At 60.9% G+C, this 21,684-nt stretch carries 15 protein-coding genes; 9 read left to right on the plus strand and 6 right to left on the minus strand.

Going from position 1 to position 21,684, the window contains the following annotated elements; all coding sequences use genetic code 11:
- The first annotated feature begins 146 nt into the window (after window positions 1-146).
- Complete coding sequence (locus BN2476_RS35850; protein ID WP_235851109.1) at window positions 147-470, plus strand: hypothetical protein; 324 nt, start codon at window positions 147-149, stop codon at window positions 468-470.
- 1,296 nt (window positions 471-1,766) lie between these two features.
- Here the strand turns inward: BN2476_RS35850 and BN2476_RS35860 are convergent.
- The 3 genes from BN2476_RS35860 to BN2476_RS35870 form a co-directional block, all read right to left on the minus strand.
- Entirely contained in the window at window positions 1,767-2,573 is an 807-nt protein-coding gene (locus BN2476_RS35860; protein ID WP_087738925.1) for a hypothetical protein, read from the minus strand.
- A 59-nt stretch (window positions 2,574-2,632) separates the two neighbouring features.
- Window positions 2,633-3,088, minus strand: coding sequence for a hypothetical protein (locus tag BN2476_RS35865; protein ID WP_087738926.1), 456 nt, complete (start codon window positions 3,086-3,088; stop codon window positions 2,633-2,635).
- Between the two features lie 61 nt (window positions 3,089-3,149).
- Window positions 3,150-4,208 carry an integrase domain-containing protein gene (locus BN2476_RS35870; protein WP_235851110.1) on the minus strand — a complete coding sequence of 353 codons (1,059 nt, stop codon included), beginning with the start codon at window positions 4,206-4,208 and terminating at the stop codon, window positions 3,150-3,152.
- Between the two features lie 2,215 nt (window positions 4,209-6,423).
- Between BN2476_RS35870 and BN2476_RS35880 the strand changes: the two genes are divergently transcribed.
- The 6 genes from BN2476_RS35880 (at window position 6,424) to waaA (ending at window position 15,213) form a co-directional block, all read left to right on the plus strand.
- Complete coding sequence (locus tag BN2476_RS35880) at window positions 6,424-7,818, plus strand: phosphomannomutase/phosphoglucomutase (protein WP_087738929.1); 1,395 nt, start codon at window positions 6,424-6,426, stop codon at window positions 7,816-7,818.
- A 1,119-nt stretch (window positions 7,819-8,937) separates the two neighbouring features.
- On the plus strand, window positions 8,938-10,047 hold the full coding sequence (locus BN2476_RS35885) for a glycosyltransferase family 4 protein (protein ID WP_087738930.1): 1,110 nt from the start codon (window positions 8,938-8,940) through the stop codon (window positions 10,045-10,047).
- Window positions 10,044-10,889, plus strand: coding sequence for a polysaccharide deacetylase family protein (locus BN2476_RS35890; RefSeq protein ID WP_087738931.1), 846 nt, complete (start codon window positions 10,044-10,046; stop codon window positions 10,887-10,889). The genes BN2476_RS35885 and BN2476_RS35890 overlap by 4 nt, the downstream gene beginning before the upstream one ends.
- An 827-nt stretch (window positions 10,890-11,716) precedes the next feature.
- Window positions 11,717-12,769: a lipopolysaccharide heptosyltransferase I gene (gene waaC, locus BN2476_RS35895; RefSeq protein WP_438942926.1), complete on the plus strand. Its 1,053-nt coding sequence runs from the start codon at window positions 11,717-11,719 to the stop codon at window positions 12,767-12,769.
- Between the two features lie 181 nt (window positions 12,770-12,950).
- Window positions 12,951-13,835: a Kdo hydroxylase KdoO gene (gene kdoO / locus BN2476_RS35900; protein ID WP_087738933.1), complete on the plus strand. Its 885-nt coding sequence runs from the start codon at window positions 12,951-12,953 to the stop codon at window positions 13,833-13,835.
- Window positions 13,836-13,911: 76 nt separating this feature from the next.
- A complete protein-coding gene (gene waaA, locus BN2476_RS35905) occupies window positions 13,912-15,213 on the plus strand; it encodes a lipid IV(A) 3-deoxy-D-manno-octulosonic acid transferase (RefSeq protein ID WP_087738934.1) in 1,302 nt (433 codons plus the stop codon).
- A 196-nt stretch (window positions 15,214-15,409) separates the two neighbouring features.
- On the opposite strand, the gene BN2476_RS35910 is transcribed toward waaA, so the two are convergent.
- The 3 genes from BN2476_RS35910 to BN2476_RS35920 all read right to left on the minus strand — a co-directional run bounded on the left by BN2476_RS35910 (window position 15,410) and on the right by BN2476_RS35920 (window position 18,702).
- Window positions 15,410-16,447, minus strand: a complete 1,038-nt coding sequence (locus tag BN2476_RS35910) for a GSU2403 family nucleotidyltransferase fold protein (RefSeq protein ID WP_087738935.1) — start codon at window positions 16,445-16,447, stop codon at window positions 15,410-15,412.
- Between the two features lie 264 nt (window positions 16,448-16,711).
- On the minus strand, window positions 16,712-16,924 hold the full coding sequence (locus tag BN2476_RS47780) for a hypothetical protein (RefSeq protein WP_087738936.1): 213 nt from the start codon (window positions 16,922-16,924) through the stop codon (window positions 16,712-16,714).
- 326 nt (window positions 16,925-17,250) lie between these two features.
- Window positions 17,251-18,702, minus strand: coding sequence for a PQQ-dependent sugar dehydrogenase (locus BN2476_RS35920; RefSeq protein WP_087738937.1), 1,452 nt, complete (start codon window positions 18,700-18,702; stop codon window positions 17,251-17,253).
- Between the two features lie 301 nt (window positions 18,703-19,003).
- Here BN2476_RS35920 and BN2476_RS35925 point away from each other — a divergent pair, with 301 nt between their 5' ends.
- Window positions 19,004-20,227: an RNA-guided endonuclease InsQ/TnpB family protein gene (locus BN2476_RS35925; protein WP_087738938.1), complete on the plus strand. Its 1,224-nt coding sequence runs from the start codon at window positions 19,004-19,006 to the stop codon at window positions 20,225-20,227.
- A 386-nt stretch (window positions 20,228-20,613) separates the two neighbouring features.
- On the plus strand, window positions 20,614-21,666 hold the full coding sequence (locus tag BN2476_RS35930) for an IS110 family RNA-guided transposase (protein ID WP_087738939.1): 1,053 nt from the start codon (window positions 20,614-20,616) through the stop codon (window positions 21,664-21,666).
- Window positions 21,667-21,684 lie beyond the last annotated feature (18 nt).

The raw sequence follows: 21,684 nt of genomic DNA on the forward strand, positions 1-21,684 counted from the left end.
ATTGAGAAGTTTGTTCTTGAGATACGATCGGCTCCGGCCTAATCGTCGGCAGTACGCATAGGCGCAAACAGTAAACCAAAGTCTTAGTCATGTGTGAATTGAATATCAACTTGAACGGGGGATACGTGAATATTCGATATGTTCTAGTGCTCACGATTGGCGTCGTTCTTTCGGGCTGCGCGACCAAGCATTACGGAAGAGAGGGTGAATTAACCCAATTCGAGAAATCCACAATGAACTGCAGGGAAATCGCTCTTGAGCAAGCCAAAGTGAACGGCTTTGTTCAGCATATCGATGATGAGAGTGGGTTTGACGGACGTTCAATCCTTTCTTTTCTGGGTGATTTCGGCATCGGTAACGTCCTCGAAGAAAACGCTGCACGAGATAGCGCTAAGACGCGGCAAACAGAACTTTGGGCTATAGGTACACAAAAGAACTGTGGTGTCAGGACGATCGGTAGTTCTAATTGAGCGAAAGATCCGGTAAATCGCCGGATCTTTACTTTGGGTGCGCCCAGCATGGACGCAATCTTGTGGGCGCAAGTCCCACTATGAGTTGACCCCACCATGAGTTGACCACAGCGAATGAAGCGAAGCGCACCTCGCGCGAGTCTTCGTTGCTGCGGCGTGGGCCTAACTATTAAAAAATGGCAAGGCCGAAGCTATTAATCTAGCGCGCCACCCGGTATCAGATAAGGACGGGGAACTCAATGTCTGCAGATCCAAGAAATTCACGTTGGTATATTCGCATCGGAAGCGGTTGGTGCGTCTGGCTTAAACATTTGACACGGCTGCATATATTGGTTCTGGTCTCATACGCGGTGCCGTCAATGGCGGGATGGATAGATCAAAACGGGAAACCGATTGCGGACAGGCAAGATGCCAAAAGTTTCGTTGCGTTCGGTGTGATGCTCGTACTAACCGCAGACGAAGCAGCGTTTATGCGAGCATGGAACAGCCATGCGCAACGCCCGAATCTGCAGACCACGAAGAGTATGCAGAGAGGGAAATCTGTGAGCGCCATGCTCTTGTTCTCTGGGTGCACGCCAAACGCGGCGGGCACGTGCAACGTAAGTGTCCGATACCGACTTGCCGGACCCGATGGAACCGTTCAAGACATAGGCCCATACAACGTGTGGCAGCGCGTCGCGCCAAAACCAGGCATTGTGGAGTTAGGAGACTCTCGCTTGGCGATAAGAGTTGCCAAGAATGACCCCACCGGGAATTACTCGGTATCTGCGACATTAATGGACCTCAACTCGAAAACATCAATCGCCGTCTCCACCACCGTGACGGTCACTGATTGAGTTAGCAACGGAGCACAGCCGGCGGATCAACATGATTGATTGTCGCGGTGCGGGCACAATTCATCCTGACAATCGGGACGGTGCGCGGTTTGTTTGCTGTGGTTTCGAGGTGCACGCCTATGACAATGCCACCTGCAACATCAGACGAGAGGCATTGGGCGGCTGCGACGCGGCGAGTACAAAGCTGTGAGGACCAGCAAACGTGTCGCGCTGGTCAGGCGGCAAGGTATCGAACTCGACCGGCGCGCAGTCGGCGCATGCCTGCGAGGGCGAAAGCCCTCGTCCAGAACATCGGATGGAGCGGACACAAGACCTGTTGGCTGCGTAAGCGGTTCAACGGGCAGTCTGCGGTGACGCAGGAAAAAGATCCCCTCGGCCTTGAGGAAGCCCCGGCATTCATGCCGGGGAGCCGTCACCCGCCTTGCAGTGGCTTCGTTACCCGAAGGCGTATTAAAAGCCCTTAATCGAACGTCACTGTCTTCGCGCGCTTACGGTTCGTAGTTGGCGCGCATTCGGCACGCCACTCGTCCTGCGAAATGCACGGAAGTCCGAGTGTGCCGGCAACGCGTTTGAACGTATCCGCAGTGCCCAGCAGATCGCGCTGGGCGATTACCTTATGAGCGAGCGCATGCATGATTTTCTCGGGCGCACCATTGACCCGCGCCGAGACCAATTCCGTTTCGAAATCGACCGCGCGGTTCAGGACAGCGGCAATCGGCATCCTGAATTGTTGAGCCTTCGCGAAAGATGTTGACACGGGCAGCACTCCATCCGGCGTTACCGTGATTTGGGCTTCACGGGCGTATTCAACGACTGACGGGCAGACATCGTCAACACGAGCGTCCGCCGGGACGTCGGTAGCGAGAATCCGGATGCCGGCCGGCGCCACGCCCGACGCGCAAATCGCGGTAAGCGTTTCTACGGCAGCCTGCTGTGACGCAGTATCCGGGGACACTGAGACAATGATCGTTTTCAGTTCGGTAAGCACGTGACGCCTCAACTGGATAAACGCAATCATGGCGGCCCGATGCTCGGTCGAGACGTCTATGATGCCTCCGCGCGGGGAAGTCATCATGGTGCAGTAATGATCCTGAAGCGCATTTTCGCTTTCTGTCAGACGCTGGTTGTTGTTCACGTGTTCACCGTGTCCATCAAGCGTGCCGGGTTTCAGGAGCAAACCTCCCGTCTGTGCGTGAAGGATTTGCGCCGCCGATGCTTGCGCTGCGCTGTTCGAGCTTTGAAAGTGAGCCACAATCAGATGAGTCATTGTTGTTCCTGCAAGAGTTATTAGTTAGTGGAGTATGGAATGGTCAAGCGCGTTGCTTCTTACGTGACGGAGTCTTCGATGCGAGCTGGATCGCTGGCAGACGCCTCGTGCCTGGCCCGGCGTCTGCGACTTCGGGCGAGTTGCGAGTATTCGAGTGGTTGATACGTTCGTAAGCGGAATGCATCCCATTGGCGATTCTGGACGGGGCGACGAATGCGCGGGATTACGATGGAGCGCAAAACCTTGACGTTGTAGCTCGCGTGCAGGCACACGAGAAGGACGGCGCTCAGGGCGATCAGGGCATCATCGACGTGCCAATCCCGGTAGTCGAGAAACGTCGCGTACGCGCGCAGCGATTCCTCCGGAATGTCAGAGATCGAAGATGGCAACGTGCCGCGCGATTGCAAAAAAGCTTCGAACTGGAGCCATAAAGGCAGCAGTGTCTGGGCTGCTTTGTCGCTGCTGTACCGGGATAGCGCAATGCGCGCTTCCTCTGAGAGTCGGGATTCCAACACTTCTTTTACCTCCTTTAGACAGATGGATCGTGGTGGGCGGCTGGTCGATGTGTAATGCTAATTATTGAAAATTGCGCTTACGCTGAAACCCCGCGTAATTCGTCTGGGCGCGGCGTCGGCGCGCCGGCCGCCGACGCCTATGTTCGGCACCATTTCCCAGCTCCACCCGGTCGCCCGCGCTGGCCATTGCAGGCAATGAGCGGTTTCTTTCGTCTGTTTTCTTCAAAGGTACGAAGTCGCTGGGTAACTGGATCTTTTCGGGAAACCGGTGCCGGATCTGCCAACAGTAAACGTCGAGGATCATCTTCCCGCGTGACGGACCGTGCCCAAGGCGGTCCGATAGTTCGGTCAGTACCTCGACGGGCGGCATCCCGCGATCGAGTGCGGCATTGGCAAAATCGACCGCATAGGTAAATCTCAGGCTGTGACTTCCGAGCTCTTTGCGCATCGGTAATTGGTCAAAGCGAGACTTCAGGCGGGCCTTTGCGCTTTTGAGGTCATCGTTGCAGCCGGTGATCAGTTCAAAGTCGCGACCGCGGCAGAACGCCAGCGCTGCGTTGATTGCGTCGAGCGTTTCCTCAACGTGATCCACAAGCACCTCGGTACGACGCGGACGTCCGTTCTTGGCGCCGCGTTCGATGGGCAAGCGTCGATTTCCCTGCAGGATCAGATCTCGCCAGGTTTCCAGCGACTTGCCGCACATGAGTGCTTCGCGCATGCGAAGTCCCAGCCAACGCATCAGGCGAATCACGTGCACGACACCGTCATCGAGCTTTTGTGCCGCGGCGAGCAGTTCGCTGAACTCCTGCGGCGTGCGAGCACGATGTTTGCCATGCCGGTTTCGTCGCTCAAGCTTGAGGGCCCGGCTGCGGGTTGAGCCGGACATATCCTGCCCGGCCGTATCCTGTATCACTGAGAGCGACGCTCGATAGTTTGCGAGCGTGCCAGGCTTCATCGCCCCGGCAACCAGGAACCAGACAAAAAACTCGAGCATCCAGTCTTCCGCTTCGTTGACTGCTTCCAGCGTGTGACCAATCCGGGCCGCGAAACGCGAAAACTCGCTCCAGTGCAAGCGACGATGTTTCTGCGAGTCTTTGCTTCCGCCGGCTTCGCGGCTCATCTGGGCGGCATGGTTAACGCCTCTTGATCTTCGACCCATAGCACTCCTTTCCTGTGGCTGGTTGTTCCGCCTGTACCTGACCTCATGCGCGGGCGGAGAGCGCGAATGAGGGCACCCTGTTGCCATCGGTTGCGATGGCGGTGTGTCCAAAGAGGACACGTGAGTGAAACGGGCAGGTTCAACGAGGGTGCGACGTTGATCTGCTGGCATGCGGGAGTACAAGGAGATGGGCAGAGGCGGTTTAGCTGTGGGTCCCCGGATGGCACCGGTGGAAGGGTCTGCGCACTTGGAAGAGAGAGAGAGCCCGGAGCGGATTGAAGACCGCGCGTCGCATGGCGGCGCGTTCGATGTTCAACCGTATTTGCGTGCATGCAGCACGTGGGCAATGACGGCTCGCGTGAGGGCGAGCACGAGGTGGGCGGATTCTCGGGTGAGCACGTCACACCGGGATCGCGCTTGATGGCGTGTGAAAGGATTGATGTGCGCCAGAGCGGCGCGTCGCAGACCGAAGCGATCGATGAGGTCGACCGGTTCAAGACGAAAAGAAAGCCTACGACCGTCCGCAAGCGGACAATCGGGGCATGCGGATGATCCCGGTCGCACCGGGAAGCAACGCATGCCTTCGGATAGGCCCCTTCTCACAGGCAGAAGTGACGTGTGCTGCTTTCGCGCGAAAAAGTGCATTCCGCGCGAAAAGCCGCACGACCGTTGAGCAGATGAAGAGAACGTGCTTGAAGGATCCGCGCTCGTTGCGAGCGCAAGCAGGGGGCACGCGCAGATTAAGCCGCGTGCGTTTCATGGTGGTGTGCTGCGAGTGGCAGCCAGGAAGATGTTTTCGCCAGACGGACTACGGGAGCCGTGCCCGAGGCGTTCTATCGATGCGTCAGAGACGCTACAACAGCCGGTACGTTAGCACAGTGTTTTGTAGTTGCAAACTAAATCACGCATTCACGCATCGGCGCTCGGAAAGCTACCCAAAAACATGTCTCTTTTCATATGTTGAATCGGTTTAGTCCCTCTCGACGCGTTGCTGACCCGACCTGGAAAGTTAGAATCGCGGTCTGGCTCCGATGCTGCTGGCGCGTATGCGCCGCCCATCAAGTGGCTCCTTTACGGTGCAAGTGGGGGCGCCATTACGCCGCCCTCGAAATCGCTCCATAGTGCCGCCCCGTGACAACCTGCCCTGACTGTTCTCGGGCTGGATCTACAGGGAGGGGCCGCATGATGCTGCCGAGCACCTGGGTACTGTCTCGAGCATCGGCTGCTTCTTTGCGGTTGGCGGCTGCGTCTATTTCAGCGGTGCGAGCTAATGCCCATTCCGGTTGAGCGATCCCAACGGAAGGCAGGCACGGTAAGAATGAAGTCTGTCTTGAAGAGAACCGGGCAAGAGTGAATGCCGACTGCCTTGAGCAGGATTTCACTTTTTTTGGCAAATACACCCCCAAACCCCCAAGAAGGGGCTGGATGGGTCGATGCTCGTCACGTGAGCGAACGGTGCGCTGATTAAATGTCAATCGCATGGGGCACGTCAAGCGGTATCTTCGGGCGCGGCGTGAATGTCGTCCAGGCGATTGCGTAACCGTTGTTCAACCGTCCCCCGAGCGACAGGTCAACCGCTATGCGCTGAGTACGATGGCGGGGAGTTCGACGTTTCGCGTCTTATCGCGCCGCATCGATCAGGTCTTGCCGGTCCTTCGCCGCCACGCGACATCGCACACCGTGGGTCGCGCTTTTGATGGGCTCCTCGACGTATTGCGCGCGAGGCACGCGAACCTCTTACCGCAGGACATCGGGGATGACGGAAGTATTCGGCTGGCAGGATGCACGTGATTTGTCCGTGCCCAAACACACAGAAGCGGATCACCAAACATGCCAATAGGCGGTGATGCTTGCCTGGCGCGTGCAGACCGAACTGAAAAGAGACTTACGGCAGCGCGCGTGACGTCGGAATCCGCGAAACGCTTAAGCGCCGGCATCCGTCATGGCGTCCGTCTGCGGGCACGAATGGTGCGAATTGTCGGTATTTTGGCGTCCCCAGCCGATCGTGCGATGCGGCAACCTGGTGAGCGCGGGGCATCCAGGCATTAGAATGGAGCAATGACGCGTCGCTGAAAAGCGTCAATCATAAGTCGTATCCGGACCGCTTCCGGCAAGGCACAGCGTCATGACCACGCCGTGTCGAACATATTTCCATTGCACGTAAGTGAGCCAATCCATGATCTCGCAATCCATATTCAAGGCATATGACATCCGCGGAGTGATCGGCAAGACGCTCGATGCCGAGACCGCCCGTTCGATTGGCCGCGCCTTCGGCAGCGAAGTGCGCGCGCAGGGTGGCGATGCCGTTGTCGTCGCGCGTGACGGCCGCCTCTCTGGGCCCGAACTGATCCAGGCGCTGTCCGATGGCCTGCGCGCGGCAGGTGTCGATGTGGTGAACGTCGGCATGGTGCCCACGCCCGTCGGCTACTTCGCGGCCAGCGTTCCGTTCAAGCTCGCGGGCGGCGAACGCCGCGTCGATTCCTGCATCGTCGTGACGGGCAGCCACAATCCGCCCGACTACAACGGCTTCAAGATGGTGTTGCGCGGCGCTGCCATCTACGGCGACCAGATCCAGGCGCTCTACAAGCGCATCACCGAAAACCGCTTCGAGAGCGGCAGCGGCAGTTATCAGGACTTCGACATCGCCGATGCGTACGTCGAGCGCATCGTCAGCGACATCAAGCTCGCGCGGCCGCTGAAGATCGTCGTCGATACGGGCAACGGCGTCGCGGGCGGTCTCGCGCCACGCCTCTTCAAGGCGCTCGGTTGTGAACTGGTCGAGCTGTTCACGGATATCGACGGCAACTTCCCGAATCACCATCCGGACCCTGCACACCCGGAAAATCTGCAGGACGTGATCCGCGCGCTGAAGGAAACGGACGCCGAAATCGGCTTCGCGTTCGACGGCGACGGCGACCGCCTGGGCGTCGTCACGAAGGATGGCCAGATCATCTATCCGGACCGCCAGCTGATGCTTTTCGCCGAAGAAGTGCTCTCGCGCAACAAGGGCGCGCAGATCATCTACGACGTGAAGTGCACGCGCAATCTCGCGAAGTGGGTGAAGGACAAGGGCGGCGAGCCGCTGATGTGGAAGACGGGCCACTCGCTCGTGAAGGCCAAGCTGCGTGAAACGGGCGCGCCGCTCGCGGGCGAAATGAGCGGCCACGTGTTCTTCAAGGACCGCTGGTACGGCTTCGACGACGGCCTGTACACGGGCGCGCGTCTGCTGGAAATACTTGCGCGCGTGCAGGACCCGAGCACGCTGCTTAACAGCCTGCCGAATTCGCACTCGACGCCGGAACTGCAACTGAAGCTGCAGGAAGGCGAAAACTTCGAGCTGATCGCGCGTCTGCAGAAGAGCGCAAAGTTCCCGGACGCCGATCAGGTCGTGACGATCGACGGTCTGCGTGTCGAGTATCCGGACGGCTTTGGCCTCGCGCGTTCGTCGAACACGACGCCTGTGGTCGTGATGCGCTTCGAAGCCGACAACGACGCGGCGCTCAAGCGCATCCAGGAAGATTTCCGCCGCGTGATTCTCGCGGAGAAGGCGGACGCGAAATTGCCGTTCTGATTTTATTTTTGTTTGTCTGCGATGCGGGTGTGCTGCGGTTTGCTTTGCTTATCGCTGGCATCCGCGTTGCGCCTACCGGCGCCAGGTCACGCCTGTGCGGGGCGGCACTTGATTTCTTTGCGGCCGCCGCAAAGAAAGTAAGGAAAGAAAGCGGGCTCACGCCGCCAGCGCTTGACGTCTACCACCGGCTCTCAACGTCCCCGTACTTCGCACGGCAACTTTCTGGTCCATGTCCGTTGCGAACGCACCGGCTAAATATCTCACCCGCTTCACCCCACGACAGCTATCCGTATCTAACGTTTCGCCGCCCCCTGTGGTAAAGAATGTAGGTTGCCTTACCACACAGGGTAACGTCCGCACTGTGTAGGCAAGTCGCGGAGCGAGGTTGTCCTGTGCGGCGCGAACGCCTACATATGTTTGCCGCAAAGGGCACAGGGATATTCGATGTCGCGGGCCGTATGAAGCAGGTGAGGCATTAAGCAGTCCGTTGGCCATGAACATAAGCTGCGAGACGACGGCAGAGAACGTATGCACGCAACCATGGCAGAGCACAGCGGCCGGTTGTGGTGATGACGGATTGGGGTTCGTTCACTACCGAAATGGTAGGCAGGTCGGGCCACCTGAAGCCATTCGTTGACGCGACGGACGGAACATTCGAACGTCGGGTCAGCCTAGAACGTCCCTCGCGAATCACGCACGCCGTCGGCCGTCACTAGAATTTGGGGCGGTTCAGCGTGCGATCAGTGGCCGGGGGCGAGGCCGTGAGCAAACCCATGCCGAGCGCGGTACTCGAATAAATCGCTGCCTTCACATCGCTCCGCATCCGCTTCGCAGGACCAGTTTAGCGGCAGCTTTCGGGACTTATACGATCATCATGCCTGCGCTGGGCGGGTGTTCGAAAGCCAGCGGGGAACAGAATAAGCCGTGCAAAGGCTTCCGGTGATTCACTTGGCGGCAGACGGCTCGCATCCCGGTTCTACCGTCTGCAGCGGCAGGGTGTTCCCCCAGCAACGAAGGTCAAAAAGTTACAGAATCTGACAAAATTATTAATGTATATTACGAGAGCTTTTACCCGCAAATTCAGTTTCTTACAAATATATTTCGAGGCCGGATCGGCGCATGAATGTTTTGCACAGCGAATCTTCAGCAGGATGGGGCGGTCAGGAGATTCGCACACTAAAGGAGATGGTCGCACTGCGAGAACGGGGGCATACCGTTGAACTGGTCTGCCCGGCAAGGGCGGAGATCGGCCGGCGCGCGGCGGCTGACGGCTTTTCCGTGCACCACGCTCCCATGAGAACCGGAGGCGACGTCCCGTCAATGATGGCGATCCGGTCACTGGTGAACCGCCGTGCGTTCGACGTGGTCAACACGCACAGCGGTCACGACACCCTCGTCGCCGGGCTCGCGGCTCGCTCCGCCGGTACACCGCTCGTCGTCAGGACGCGGCATCTGGCGTTGCCGGTCACGTCGCTGGCGACATACCGGTGGATTCCGCACCGCGTGATCGCCGTCAGTTCGTACGTGCACCAATATCTGGTCTCGGTCGGTGTCGATCATGACCGGATTACGACCATTTATGACGGCATTCCCGAGCCCGAGCAGCGGATCGAATCGACGTTGCGCAGCGAACTCGGCCTTGGTGCCGACGCGGTGATCGGCTGCATGGTCGCGATGATGCGAGACCAGAAAGGCCACGACGATCTGATTGAAGCGGCGCGGCCGCTGTTGACAAGCCGGCCCAATCTGCATCTGGTCATGGCTGGCGACGGACCGAGCTTTGACCGAATTCGAAGCCGTATCGAAGCGTTGGGCCTGAGTGGCCGGATCCATCTGCTCGGTTTGCGTCCGGACGTGCCGAATGTGCTGCGCGGCAGCGATTTTTTCGTGCTGCCGACTCATCAGGAAGCGCTCGGGCAGTCGTTCATTGAGGCCATGTCGCGGGGCTTGCCCGTGATCGGCACGCGCGTCGACGGCGTGCCGGAACTGATCGAGGATAGCGTCAACGGGTTGCTGGTTCCTCCGAAAGATCCTGCCTCGCTAAGGGCGGCAATTGTGCGGCTGCTCGACGATCGCGCGCTGGGCGCGCGCCTTGGGGCGCAGGCGCGCCGTATCATCGGGCGCTTTACGGTCGCGCAGATGGCAGATCAAACGATCGCGTTTTACCGCCGATGCCTCACCGAACGAAACTACCATCCGAAACTGGCTGGACTGGAGCAGGTGCCATGAAGCGCGTTGCGCGCGCGGTTCCGGTGCTGATGTATCACCACGTCAGTACGTCGCCCGGCATGATCACGGTTACGCCCCAGCATTTCGCCGACCAGATTGCATGCCTTGCGCAGCTTGGCTACCGGACGTTGAGCGGACGCCAGTTCGCGGATTACCTGGCGGGAGCGCCGGTGCGGCCGAAGTCGGTCGTCATCACGTTCGACGACGGGTATCTCGACAACTGGGTGCATGCGCATCCTATTTTGCAGCGGCATGGCTTCAACGCGTTGTGCTTCCTTGTAAGCGCGTGGCCCGGCGGGGGCGCGCCGCGGCCTAACGCGGGGGGTAGCGACATCACCGCGCTGCCGCGCCTGCTTAGTCACGAGGAAGGTGAATCAGCCATCGAGCAAGGTCGCGCCGATGACGCGATCCTGCGCTGGTCCGAAATCGAGGCGATGCGGCGCGCTGGTACGTTCGAGTTCCACAGCCACACGCACACGCATGTTCGCTGGGATCGGCTGACGGAAGATCGTGAAGAAAAACGGGAACGTCTGCGCGGCGATCTGGCGAAAGCACGTACGACGCTTCGTCAGCGGCTCGGCGATGTATCGGACCATCTTTGCTGGCCGCAAGGCTATTACGACGACGACTACTGCGAGATCGCGCTCGCTGCAGGGTTCCGGTACTTTTATACGTGCGACCGAGGCACCAACTCAGTCCAGCGGCAAACTCTGTCAAAAGAATCAGGGCGATCGATAAGGCGGCTTGAAGTGCGGGACAGGCCGGCTGCTTGGCTTGCTAGTCGTCTCTGCGTACATTGCCGTCCGGCAGTTAGCCGAGCTTATCTCGCCATCAAGCGCTGAAAGCCGGCGTGCAGCTGGTCCGTCTTTGCAGCCACCGCAACGACGTTCGCTCCGAGCCGCTGCACAGAAAAATTCGAAAGCTCCGGGGTGCGCGGCTTCGTGAAGGTCGTGCGGGAGATTGATTCGATATCGCGTCAGTCATACGGGAGCCGGTGTCAGCCGCCTCTTTCATTTTCCCGGGGCGCACCATCTGCTCGGCGGCCATTCAAACCTCGCGGTCACCCTGCAGCGTGTGCCAGATTCGATGCCCTTCGTGCTGACCGGCGAGATACGCGTCAGCCTGTGCTGTGCCGAGTTTGTAGGGGATTTGTCATCGGGAATCCTCCCAAGCGCAGGCTCAAAATGGAGCGCACCCTACCCTGTACTCGGCGCTGCGCGGGTCGCGGGAGCGTCAAAAGCACGCTTCTCAGCTCGTCAACGGTGGATTTGTCCATCGGTTTGCGTGGAGTTGTTCTGCAGTCAAGCTCCTCAATTTTTACGAGCACAACCCGCTCGCCATGTCTGGTCCGCGCGGGCTCGCGAGTCGTGTTGCGAGTCACGCACATACCTGCCGGGTCCGTGCGGGTCAGAGCTCGAAACCCCCTGCCTGGTTGATCGAGCGTGTTCAAGGTTTCATCGCGAAACCGTGATCGCCTGAACGAACTGCGCTTCGGCCGGATCGCCTGTCACCCGAATCCGGTGCCCGTAGGCGCACTGCGGATGCCAGTGATAGCGAATCGCATTGCAGATGCCAACGCGAAGGCGGGTAACCAAAGCAAACCAGCGACGCAGACCCAAAAAGCAAACCAGCACCCAGAATCCGCGCGCCCCCATAGAGCGCGCTAAAATTGCGTCCTTTCGAGCATCTTCACGCCGGATCAGCCGGCGTTCTCCCTTTCTTGAGCGCGCAAAAGATACTGATCGTGAGAGTGTCGTCGCTGGGCGACGTCGTTCACAACATGCCCGTCATCGCCGACATTCGCCGCCGCCATCCTGACGCGCAGATCGACTGGCTCGTCGAAGAGAGCTTCGTCAAGCTGGTGGAACTGGTGCACGGCGTGCGGCGCGCGATCCCGGTATCGCTGCGGCGCTGGCGCAAGCGCATCCTCTCCGTCGACAACTGGCGCGAGATCGGCGCATTCCGCCGCGCGCTCGCGGCCGAAAACTACGATCTCGTGATCGACTGCCAGGGGCTCATCAAGACCGCGTGGGTCGCGAAGATGGCGCGCGGGCCGCTCGTCGGCCTGGGCAATCGCACGGACGGCGCGGGCTACGAGTGGCCCGTGCGCTTCTTCTACGACCGGCGCGTCCCCATCGAGCCGCGCACGCATGTCGTCGAACGCACGCGCCAACTGGTGGCCGCGGCGCTCGGCGATCCCGCGCCGCAGCCCACCGACGAGATCGACTTCGGCCTCGACACGCGCCGCGCGACGCTCGCGCTCTCCGAAGCGCAACTGAATCTGCCCGTGCCTTATGTGGTTTTCGTGCATGCGACATCGCGCGCCGACAAGCAGTGGCCCGATGCCGCGTGGATCGAGCTGGGGCAGTCGCTGGTGCGGCGCGGCGCGTCGATCGTGCTGCCGTGGGGCAGCGACGACGAGCGCGCGACGAGCGAGCGTCTCGCGAAGGAATTCGGCGCGGCCGCGATCGTGCCGCCGAAACTGTCGCTGCCGGCCGTGGTCGGTCTGATCGAGGGCGCCGCGGCTACCGTCGGGGTTGATACAGGTCTCGTTCACATCGCAGCCGCGCTGAAGCGGCCAACGGTCGAGTTGTACAATTTCGCCACTTCATGGCGTACGGGCGGCTACTGGTCGCCGAACGTCGTGAATCTCGGCACGGCGGGCCAGCCGCCGACGCTGCAGCAGGTGAAATCCGCGCTGGCCGGGTTTGGCCTGCTCTGATGCGGCGCGGCGATGCCTGGTGGCCGCGTACCGTCTCCGTTGTGTCCTGCGTTCCATGCGGGCGTCCCGCACGGCAGCCGGATGCCGCGATGCGCAGCAGGAAGGGCATGGGCACACGGCGCGGCCCCAATGGTGGCTAGCCGTTGCGCGCGCCCGGTTCCATCCGCTTTGAAAGGCGATCATGAACGAATCCCAGATCATCGAAGTAGCAAGCGCCGACTGGCACGGCAAGAACCTGTCCGTGCCACGCGAGGCGCTGCTCGCCGGCGTCGAGCGCGGCAAGGTGCTGTATTTTTCGAACCTCGCATTTGCGATCGACGGCGGCGAGCGAGCGTTGCTCGATCCCGCGCTCGCCGATCCGAAGCGCAAGAACATCAGCCTCGAACCGAACGGCGGCGCGCTGCATGGCGTGCTCGGCGACGCCGTCACGCAGTCGGCCGTGCGCGCGCTGATTGCGCGCTATCAGTCGAATGCGCGAACGCTCGTCGACGGACTCTTTCCCGAGTACATCGGCAAGCTGCGCGTCGCGCCGACGAGCCTGCGCCTGCATCAGGTGGAGACGCGTCAGACGTCGTGGCGCAAGGACGATAGCCGCCTGCACGTCGATGCGTTCCCGTCGCGTCCCAACTATGGCGAGCGCATCCTGCGCGTGTTCACGAACGTCAATCCGAACGGCACGCCGCGCGTGTGGCGCGTGGGCGAGCCTTTCGAGGACATGGCGAAGCGCTTTCTGCCGCGCATCAGCCCGCAGATGCCGGGCTCCGCGTGGCTGATGAATCTGGTGCACGTGACGAAGTCGCCGCGCAGCGAGTACGACCATCTGATGCTGAACCTGCACGACGGAATGAAGGCCGATCTTGAGTATCAGAAGTCGTCGCCGCAAGAGACGATGCCGTTTCCGCCCGGCAGCGTGTGGGTGTGCTTCTCGGACCAGACGTCGCATGCGGTGATGTCCGGCCAGTTCATGATGGAGCAGACATTCTTCCTGCCCGTCAAGTCGATGGCGCAGCCGGAATGCGCGCCGCTCGGCATTCTTGAACGCCTGAAGGGCAGGGCACTGGTTTGAACGGCGCGCCTGCTCCCGTTCACGCGATGCCGGGCGCTTCGTGCGCGGCCATGTTCATGCCGCGCGTGGAAGCCCGATGCTGAGGGTCGTCTATAACGCGCTGTGGTGGCTGATCGCGCCGCTGGCGGTGTTGCGGCTTTTCATCCGCTCGCGCAAGGAGCGCGGCTATCGCGAGCATATCGGCGAGCGCTTCGGCTATGCGCGCGGCCGCGTGCCCGAGGACGACACGCCGCTGATCTGGGTGCATGCCGTGTCGGTGGGCGAGACACGCGCGGCGCAGCCGCTGATCGACGCGCTCATCAAGGCGCGGCCCGATGCGCGCATCCTGCTCACGCACATGACGCCGAGTGGCCGCGCGACGGGCGAGCAGATCTTCGGCGACCGCGTGCTGCGCTGCTATCTGCCGTATGACATGCCGCATGCCGTGCGGCGTTTTCTGAAGGCCTGGCGGCCCTCCGTCGGTCTCGTGATGGAAACGGAAGTGTGGCCGACGCTGATCGACGAATGCCGTCGCGCGGACGTGCCGCTCGTGCTGACGAACGCGCGAATGTCGGAGCGCTCGTACCGGCGCGCGGCGAAGTTCGGCAACGCGACGCGCGGCGTGTTCGGCGGCTTCGCGCGCGTGCTCGCGCAGAGTCCGTCGGATGCGACGCGGCTCTCCGCCCTGGGCGCGCGCAACGTGGCCGTGCTCGGCAATCTGAAGTTCGACATGAACACGCCGCCCGAACTCGCGGCGCGCGGACATGCGTGGCGCGCGGCCATCGGCGCGCGTCCCGTGTGGGTCGCGGCGAGCACGCGCGAGGGCGAAGAGGAACTGGTGTTGCAGGCGCTCGAGGCGCTCGGTGTCGACGACGCGCTGCTGATACTCGTGCCGCGTCATCCGCAGCGCTTCAACGAAGTGGCGGCGCTCGTCGAGAGGAAAGGGTTGCGTTGCGTGCGCCGTTCGGAGTGGGCGCCTGAGGGGGCGGTGGCTGCGGGCCAAGGCGCTGCGAAAAACTTGCCGCGCGACGTGAAGGTGCTGCTCGGCGATTCGATGGGCGAACTGGGCGCTTATTACGCGGCGTCCGACGTGGCGTTCATCGGCGGCAGCCTGTTGCCGTTGGGCGGGCAGAATCTGATCGAGGCTTGCGGCGTCGGCGTGCCCGTGCTGATCGGGCCGCACGTGTTCAACTTCACGCAGGCGACAGCCGATGCCGTGGCGGCGGGTGCATGCGTGCAGGTCGACGATCCCGCCGGTCTCGCGCGCGTGCTGCGCGAACTGTTCGAAGACAAGCCGCGCCGCGCGGCGATGGGCGCGGCGGCATCGGCGTTTGCTGCGAGACATCGCGGCGCGACTGCGCGGACGGTTAATGTGTTGACTACGTTGTTGCCGGAGTGATGGCTATCGCAGTGGGCGTTCTCCGGCGCGGGTGATCAACCTGATCGATATCGATATTCGCCGCATTGACGCCCGCGCACCACATCGCGATATCGCCTTGGGGCAAAATCGAATCCCGCAGACGAACCGTCCGGCGCACAGTCCGGCGCGCCAATCGGCGCAATGGCACGGGCGTATTGACGAGCCCTCTTCGGTTCTACGTCTCTGCGCTCAAATCAGCCAGAAAGTCCCGAGCACGCTCTGACAAATTGGGTACAAGAGTTAGGGTTTGGGCCGCCGCCGCCCTGACGCGTATACGTGCGGCCTTCTCCAGTTCATTGGCAGCGGCCGTCAACCAGTCTGGAAACCGCTCCGTCAGTGCATCAATCAGCGTTGCGGCTTGCCGTTGGTCCTTCTCCGCCTTAAGGGCGCGCGACGGGTCGCGAAGTGTGCTCACGACAAGCTTGTGGAGAGCAAACCTCGCGGGGTCCGGCAGCATGACCGGGACGACATGTTCCTTCCCGAGGATGAAGCCGCGCGCCGGATTCGAGACCAGATACCCGAAGTAGGGGAGCCCAGTCGCGTGTGCGCGCAACTGGGGCAGGGCTTTCGTCTCATACGCCTCGGTACCCGGCACGAGCAGGTCGACCTTTAGGGGCTGTCCTCGCGCCTTGAACGAGGTTGATGGCTTTCGTGAATCCAGTTCCGGCACCTCAAGAAAGGGAATGCCGATGTCACACAGGATGTCGAGAAAGCTGCGGTCTTCCGGGATCGCCATCGTAATAGAGCCCCTGCTTTCGATGTCGATGTCCTCGGTCCTGTAGTTCGCGGGCAGACGAACGCCGAGACCGTTCAGGAGCGCGCCAAACGCGTGAGAGCCGACAAGCACCCCGCCGTGGCTGAAGATGCCGGCATTAAAGAGCGTTGCGATGGTTAGCGCTGCTGAATTGTCGGCAGCAGCGAATCCTGCCTTACGCAAAATCTGGGCGTCGGCGGCGAGCGAGCGCATCTGCGCGCTCTCAAGCATTTTCGCCTCAAGCGCCGCGTCGGCAGCCGGCTCGCCAGTACGGCCCAGTGAGGTTTCCCTGTGCTTTCCCGAAGCGAGATACACCCTCCAGTAGGTGTAGGTTTTTCCGTCGACGGTCTTTTGAGCTGCCGAACCGGGAGAATGCAACGGAATAATCGGCTGCGCACTGGCCCGTTCGGTGACAGAGGAATACAGGGCTTGCAGTGCTTCGTTATGGAAGTTGGCCATATCACCGCTCCCTATACCTTATAATTTTATCCTAGGGTATAAGACCCGGTGTGTCAAACTCGATGAACTCGTAAGGCACTTGCTGCCTTGGCGCCTGGAAGTCGGGATCGCTCAGGCGACAAGAGGATGGTTCACGACGCCTGGCGTCGTGGGCGCTGTTCGTTGAGCTCACGCCAGGCCAGGAGTTGTTCAGCTGAACCAGATACATATCCCGGCCGCACGTGGCGCAAGGTTCACTGATGAAATACCTCCGCCGATAGATGCTCAGGTCGGGTCGTAATCCGCATCTATGATCCCAAACCAGTCGCGGGAACGTCCGCGCTGGTATGTCGAATCGAGTCGTTTGGCGAGCATGCCCTCGAAACCATGTTCACGATCGCGCTCCCATACCCATGTGCTTATCATTTCGACGCCAGTCACGTGGATCAGCGTTCCGGTGTTGACGAAGCTGCGGCACAGATATGGCCGATCATGCACGTAGCTCGTCCGTCAGATTCCGGAGTATTGCAGCCGTTCCAACGGCGCGGGGCCACCCGGCGCGTACGGGCTCACTGGTCTCAGTGGGCGCCTGGCCCCTTTGATCCGTGCGATCTGGGCGTCAGCTACACAGGTTTTGTTCGCGAAATCAGCCGAACGGAACACTGCCTGGCATGCGTGGCGCGGCTCATTTGCGAGCCCACTTATATGGGTTGCCGGCGCGATGTTCAATGGCTGTCGATCGATCCCCGCGCCGGCTTCGTGTACACGTCCTTCCGGATGGGTATGGATACTTGCTCCATCTGAGTTTTCCCAGTACCCGCGAACTACTGATGCGTGATTCTGCGAATGGTGCTCGTGACCAGGTCCACGTAAAAGAGATCGCCATTCGGACCGCCCTTCAAGTCCACCGCTCCGCCCTGAAGGCCTTTCGCAAACGCCTGTGGCTGTGGCAGGGACGTATTGCTCGGCGGCGGCATCTGAATCATCCAGATGCATCTGCGCAGGTAATCGCCGAAGTACAGCGCGTTTTTATAGATGGCCGGATAGGTCGTGCTGCTGTCGTCCGTGAACCCGATGGCCGATATGACACTGCCGTTCTGATCCGGGCCGCCGCCCGACGGCCTGCCGCCACACGTCTTCGCCTTGCTGTCGGCTGGCGTGACGTAACTTCCATGCGCATACGCGAAAAACGGTGCAGACGCGCTGATATTCGCACAGTAGCTTGTGTTCCCCGTGTTCGCCGGGTTCTGATATTCCGGCTGTGGTGCCGCCGCGCCGGTCCCCGGATCCCATCCTTCGAAGCACGGCCAGCCAAAGTTTTGCCCGGCATTGCTCAGATGATCGATAGCCTCCCACGTGTTCCAGCCTACATTGCCAATGTACAAATCGTGGTTGACGGGATTGACCGCAAACCGGAAAGGATTGCGCAACCCTTTTGACACGACCGCTATGCTCGGAGTCGCAGCGCTCAAATTAGTGACGGCGAGAATCACTCCATCTTCGTAGGGTTGTCCATTGAGCTGCTGACTGCGAAACGCACCCTGCGGGAGGTTCATGCCGTCACCGCAAGCGGTATCCAGTTGACCGTAGTCGACCGTGTTGAAACTCGCGCCATCGCCCGCGCTGACATACAACGTCGTATTGTCGGAGCCGAAAGCCAACCCGCCGATGCTATGAGACGTGTAGTAAAAGCACCATGGCTGACTGGACGCCGTGCTGGACGGAAGGATTTTGGTTTCAGTCACCGTCCCATTTGCCGACGACAAGCGGGACAGCTGCCCGCCTGTAACAGCAACAACGTTTCCGGTACAGACCACCCCCGGGGAAGGCGTCGTATAAAGCACGTAGACGTTTTGTGCGTTCAGCGGGTCGACCGCGAGCCCGAGAAGCCCTCGGTCCGCGTCGTTGCAGACTTCACTGCTGAGGTCGGCCAGTTGCGTGCACGTTGACGCCGACAGATCGCATTTCCAGACCTTGCCACCCTTTTCAGCAACGAACGCGAGTGTCATGTCTGCACTGAAGCTCAGCGCGGTCGGCTGGTTGAGGCAGCCGCTGAAGAGAATCTGTTCGGTGAAGCCTTTGGGAAGCGTTGGCTGCGGTCGAGTGATAAAAGGAGGCTTGCATGATATCGTCGGACCGGGACCGGACACGACCTGCGCCTCCGATTTCCCGGGGGTAGTCGCAAGCGCTACATCGAAGATCAAGGACACCAGCAATATTGCGAGGCCCAGCAGACGCTGGATCTGATCGGTCGAATTTCTTGTGAGGCGCACCATCTCGTCCTCCCGCTCTCGACTGAACGACGAGTCGACTCATTGAAGGACCTGCGTTCGCAGGCGACCCACCACGGGTAGGAAGCGCGCTATGAGGGAAACCAGCGTTGGTCTACCGAAACCCATAATAGGTCTTACCCCTTACATGAACAAATTTTTGCAGCACCCGCACGTCAGACCTGGCGCGGCAAGAAAGAAGTAGTTGATCAAATGCGCGGCAAACCTCGTCGTTTACGGCGAGGAAGGATAGCGCGGACGCCGAAGGCGTCCTTGACAACACGTCAATGCTGATACGATTACTTCTATGCAACGACTCCAGGCCTTCAAATTCGAACTGATGCCCAACGGTGAACACCTGCGCTTCATGCGTCGGACTGCCGGTGCGTGTCGTTTCGTCTACAACAAGGCACTGACGGTGCAAAAGGAGAACTACGAGGCAGGTGGCAAATTCATCGGCTATGTGACGATGGCAAGGCACCTGACCGGGTGGCGCAACGGCGATGAAACGCCCTGGCTCCGGGATGCCCCAGTCCATCCGCTGCAACATGCCCTCAAGGACATGGAGCGCGCGTATCGCAACTTCTTCGAGAAGCGCGCGGCGTTCCCGCAGTTCAGGAGGCGCGGCCAGCACGACAGCTTTCGCTACCCCGATCCGAAGCAGATCAGGCTCGATCAGGGTAATGGCCGGATCTTCCTGCCCAAGCTCGGCTGGATACGCTATCGCAAGAGCCGCGTCGTGCCGGGCGAACTGCGCAACGTCACCGTCAGCCACTCGGCCGGCAAGTGGTTCATTTCGATCCAGACGCGGCGCGAGATCGCGCAGCCCGTTCCGCGGGCGACGTCGGCCATCGGCATCGACGTGGGCATTGCGCGTTTTGCCACGTTCTCCGACGGTTCGCACCTTGAGGCGCTCAACAGTTTCAGGCGGCACGAGAAACGTCTGGCGCGCGCCCGGCGCTCCATGAGCCGAAAGGTCAAATTCAGCAGCAACTGGAAAAAGCAGAAAGCGCGCATCGCGCGTATTCACGCCCACATCGCCAATGCACGCCGCGACTACCTTCACAAGGCCACGGCCACGATCAGCAAAAACCACGCGTTCGTGAGTATCGAAGACCTGAAGGTGCGCAACATGTCGAAGTCGGCGGCGGGCAGCGTCGAGTTGCCGGGCAGGAACGTTCGGGCCAAATCCGGCCTGAACAAGTCGATCCTCGACCAGGGCTGGTGCGAGTTCCGGCGGCAGCTGGACTACAAGCTCGACTGGCAGGGCGGCTGGCTCATCGCCGTGCCGCCGCAGCATACAAGCCAGACGTGCCCGTGCTGCGGCCACGTCTCGGCCGACAACCGCACCACGCAGGCGGAGTTTCTCTGTGTCGAATGCGGCTACGAGAATCATGCCGACGTCGTCGGCGCGATCAACATTCTGGCGCGAGGACATAGCGCCGCAGCCTGTGGAGAGCCGGTGCACTTGGGCCGCTCGACGAAGCAGGAACCCGCCAAAGCGATTGCGCGTGAGGTTTCTCATGCGTAGCGCCGTAGGAATCCTTCCCCTTTCCGCGCAAGCGGCGACCGAAGGTCGAGGGGGGGAGATGGAATGAACACGTCCCCTCTCTTCGGGAAACATTGAGCGCCCCACTGCGCAGGTTGGATTGACCCCGGCGCTATAGCCCCGCCATGCGGGTTGCCCACCGTCGGGCGGTCGTCATGGTCGAGAGAGGCGACCCGCCGCCCGCCCGTGGACAACCTGCGACGCAACCCTTAACGGAAATTCTCGCGACGACATCGATATCTGAGTGGCCAGATCTCAAAATCCGTTGAACCGGGTCTTGGGGGTTGGTGCGGGGCTCCCGCTTGACCAACGGCATCGACGTGCCAAAGTGAAAGTTCAGCCAGTCACTTGAGGTAAGGAGAGCCCAAATGAATGCTACGACATACGGGCTGGACATTGCAAAGTCCGTGTTCCAGCTTTACTGGGTGGACCCGGAATCGGGCGAGGTCTTCAACCGCCGCTTCAGCCGCGACCAGCTCATCCGCTTTCTGGGCAAGCGGGAGCCAGGCCGTGTGGCACTGGAGGCATGTAGCGGTGCTCACTGGTGGGCCCGCAAGATCGTCAGCCTCGGGCACCAGGCCATCCTGTTACACGCCAAATACGTGCGCCCCTTTGTCCAGACCAACAAGACCGATGCAGCAGATGCACGGGCGATCTGGACAGCCGCCCAGCAACCGGGCATGCGCACTGTGGCGATCAAGAGCGAAGCGCAGCAGGCCATCCTGAGTCTGCACCGGATCCGCTCCGGACTCGTCGACACCCGCACGCGCCAGGTCAACCAGATCCGCGGCCTGCTCGGCGAATACGGCCTGCACTTCCGCTACGGCCGCAAGGCACTGATGAACGAACTGCGCGCACGCATCGCCGAGATTGAGCAGACGGTACCGCCGCTCATCTGGCGCGCCCTGCAGCGCCAGATGGCGCACCTACGGCAACTGGAGACGGACATCGCCGAGGCCGAGCGCGAAAACCTCAACTGGATGAAAGCCAATCCCGACGCGCAGACCCTCGCGACCATCAACGGTATCGGCCCCTTGACAGCCACCGCGACGGTTGGCGTGATGGGCTCGCCCGACGCGTTCCACTCTGGACGAACCTTTGCTGCCAGTCTGGGCCTGGTGCCTGCGCAAACTGGCAGCGGCGGCAAGATCCGCCTGGGCCACATCAGCAAACGTGGTGACCCCTATCTGCGCAAGCTGTTCATACACGGCGCGCGCATCGTCGTGACCCGTTCGAAACAGCGCCCTGAGTGGGTCGAGGAGCTCCTGAAGCGGCGCCCGGTGAACGTCGTTATCGTCGCACTGGCCAACAAGATGGCCCGCACCGCCTGGGCACTGCTCGCGCACGGCCAGACGTATGACCGGCAGCACGTCAGCGTGCGACCTTGCGCAAGCGGGCCACAGTCTGTCGAGAGCATTTGAGTCAAACCACAGTCTTGC

The sequence above is a fragment of the Paraburkholderia piptadeniae genome (assembly GCF_900007165.1).
Classification (GTDB): domain Bacteria; phylum Pseudomonadota; class Gammaproteobacteria; order Burkholderiales; family Burkholderiaceae; genus Paraburkholderia; species Paraburkholderia piptadeniae.

Coding starts and splice junctions, on each gene's coding strand:
- BN2476_RS35930 (WP_087738939.1), top strand. CDS start 20,614: ATGAATGCTACGACATACGGGCTGGACATTGCAAAGTCCGTGTTCCAG.
- BN2476_RS35860 (WP_087738925.1), bottom strand. CDS start 2,573: ATGACTCATCTGATTGTGGCTCACTTTCAAAGCTCGAACAGCGCAGCG.
- BN2476_RS35925 (WP_087738938.1), top strand. CDS start 19,004: ATGCAACGACTCCAGGCCTTCAAATTCGAACTGATGCCCAACGGTGAA.
- BN2476_RS35885 (WP_087738930.1), top strand. CDS start 8,938: ATGAATGTTTTGCACAGCGAATCTTCAGCAGGATGGGGCGGTCAGGAG.
- BN2476_RS35870 (WP_235851110.1), bottom strand. CDS start 4,208: ATGAGCCGCGAAGCCGGCGGAAGCAAAGACTCGCAGAAACATCGTCGC.
- kdoO (WP_087738933.1), top strand. CDS start 12,951: ATGAACGAATCCCAGATCATCGAAGTAGCAAGCGCCGACTGGCACGGC.
- BN2476_RS35910 (WP_087738935.1), bottom strand. CDS start 16,447: ATGGCCAACTTCCATAACGAAGCACTGCAAGCCCTGTATTCCTCTGTC.
- BN2476_RS35920 (WP_087738937.1), bottom strand. CDS start 18,702: ATGGTGCGCCTCACAAGAAATTCGACCGATCAGATCCAGCGTCTGCTG.
- BN2476_RS35880 (WP_087738929.1), top strand. CDS start 6,424: ATGATCTCGCAATCCATATTCAAGGCATATGACATCCGCGGAGTGATC.
- waaA (WP_087738934.1), top strand. CDS start 13,912: ATGCTGAGGGTCGTCTATAACGCGCTGTGGTGGCTGATCGCGCCGCTG.
- BN2476_RS35890 (WP_087738931.1), top strand. CDS start 10,044: ATGAAGCGCGTTGCGCGCGCGGTTCCGGTGCTGATGTATCACCACGTC.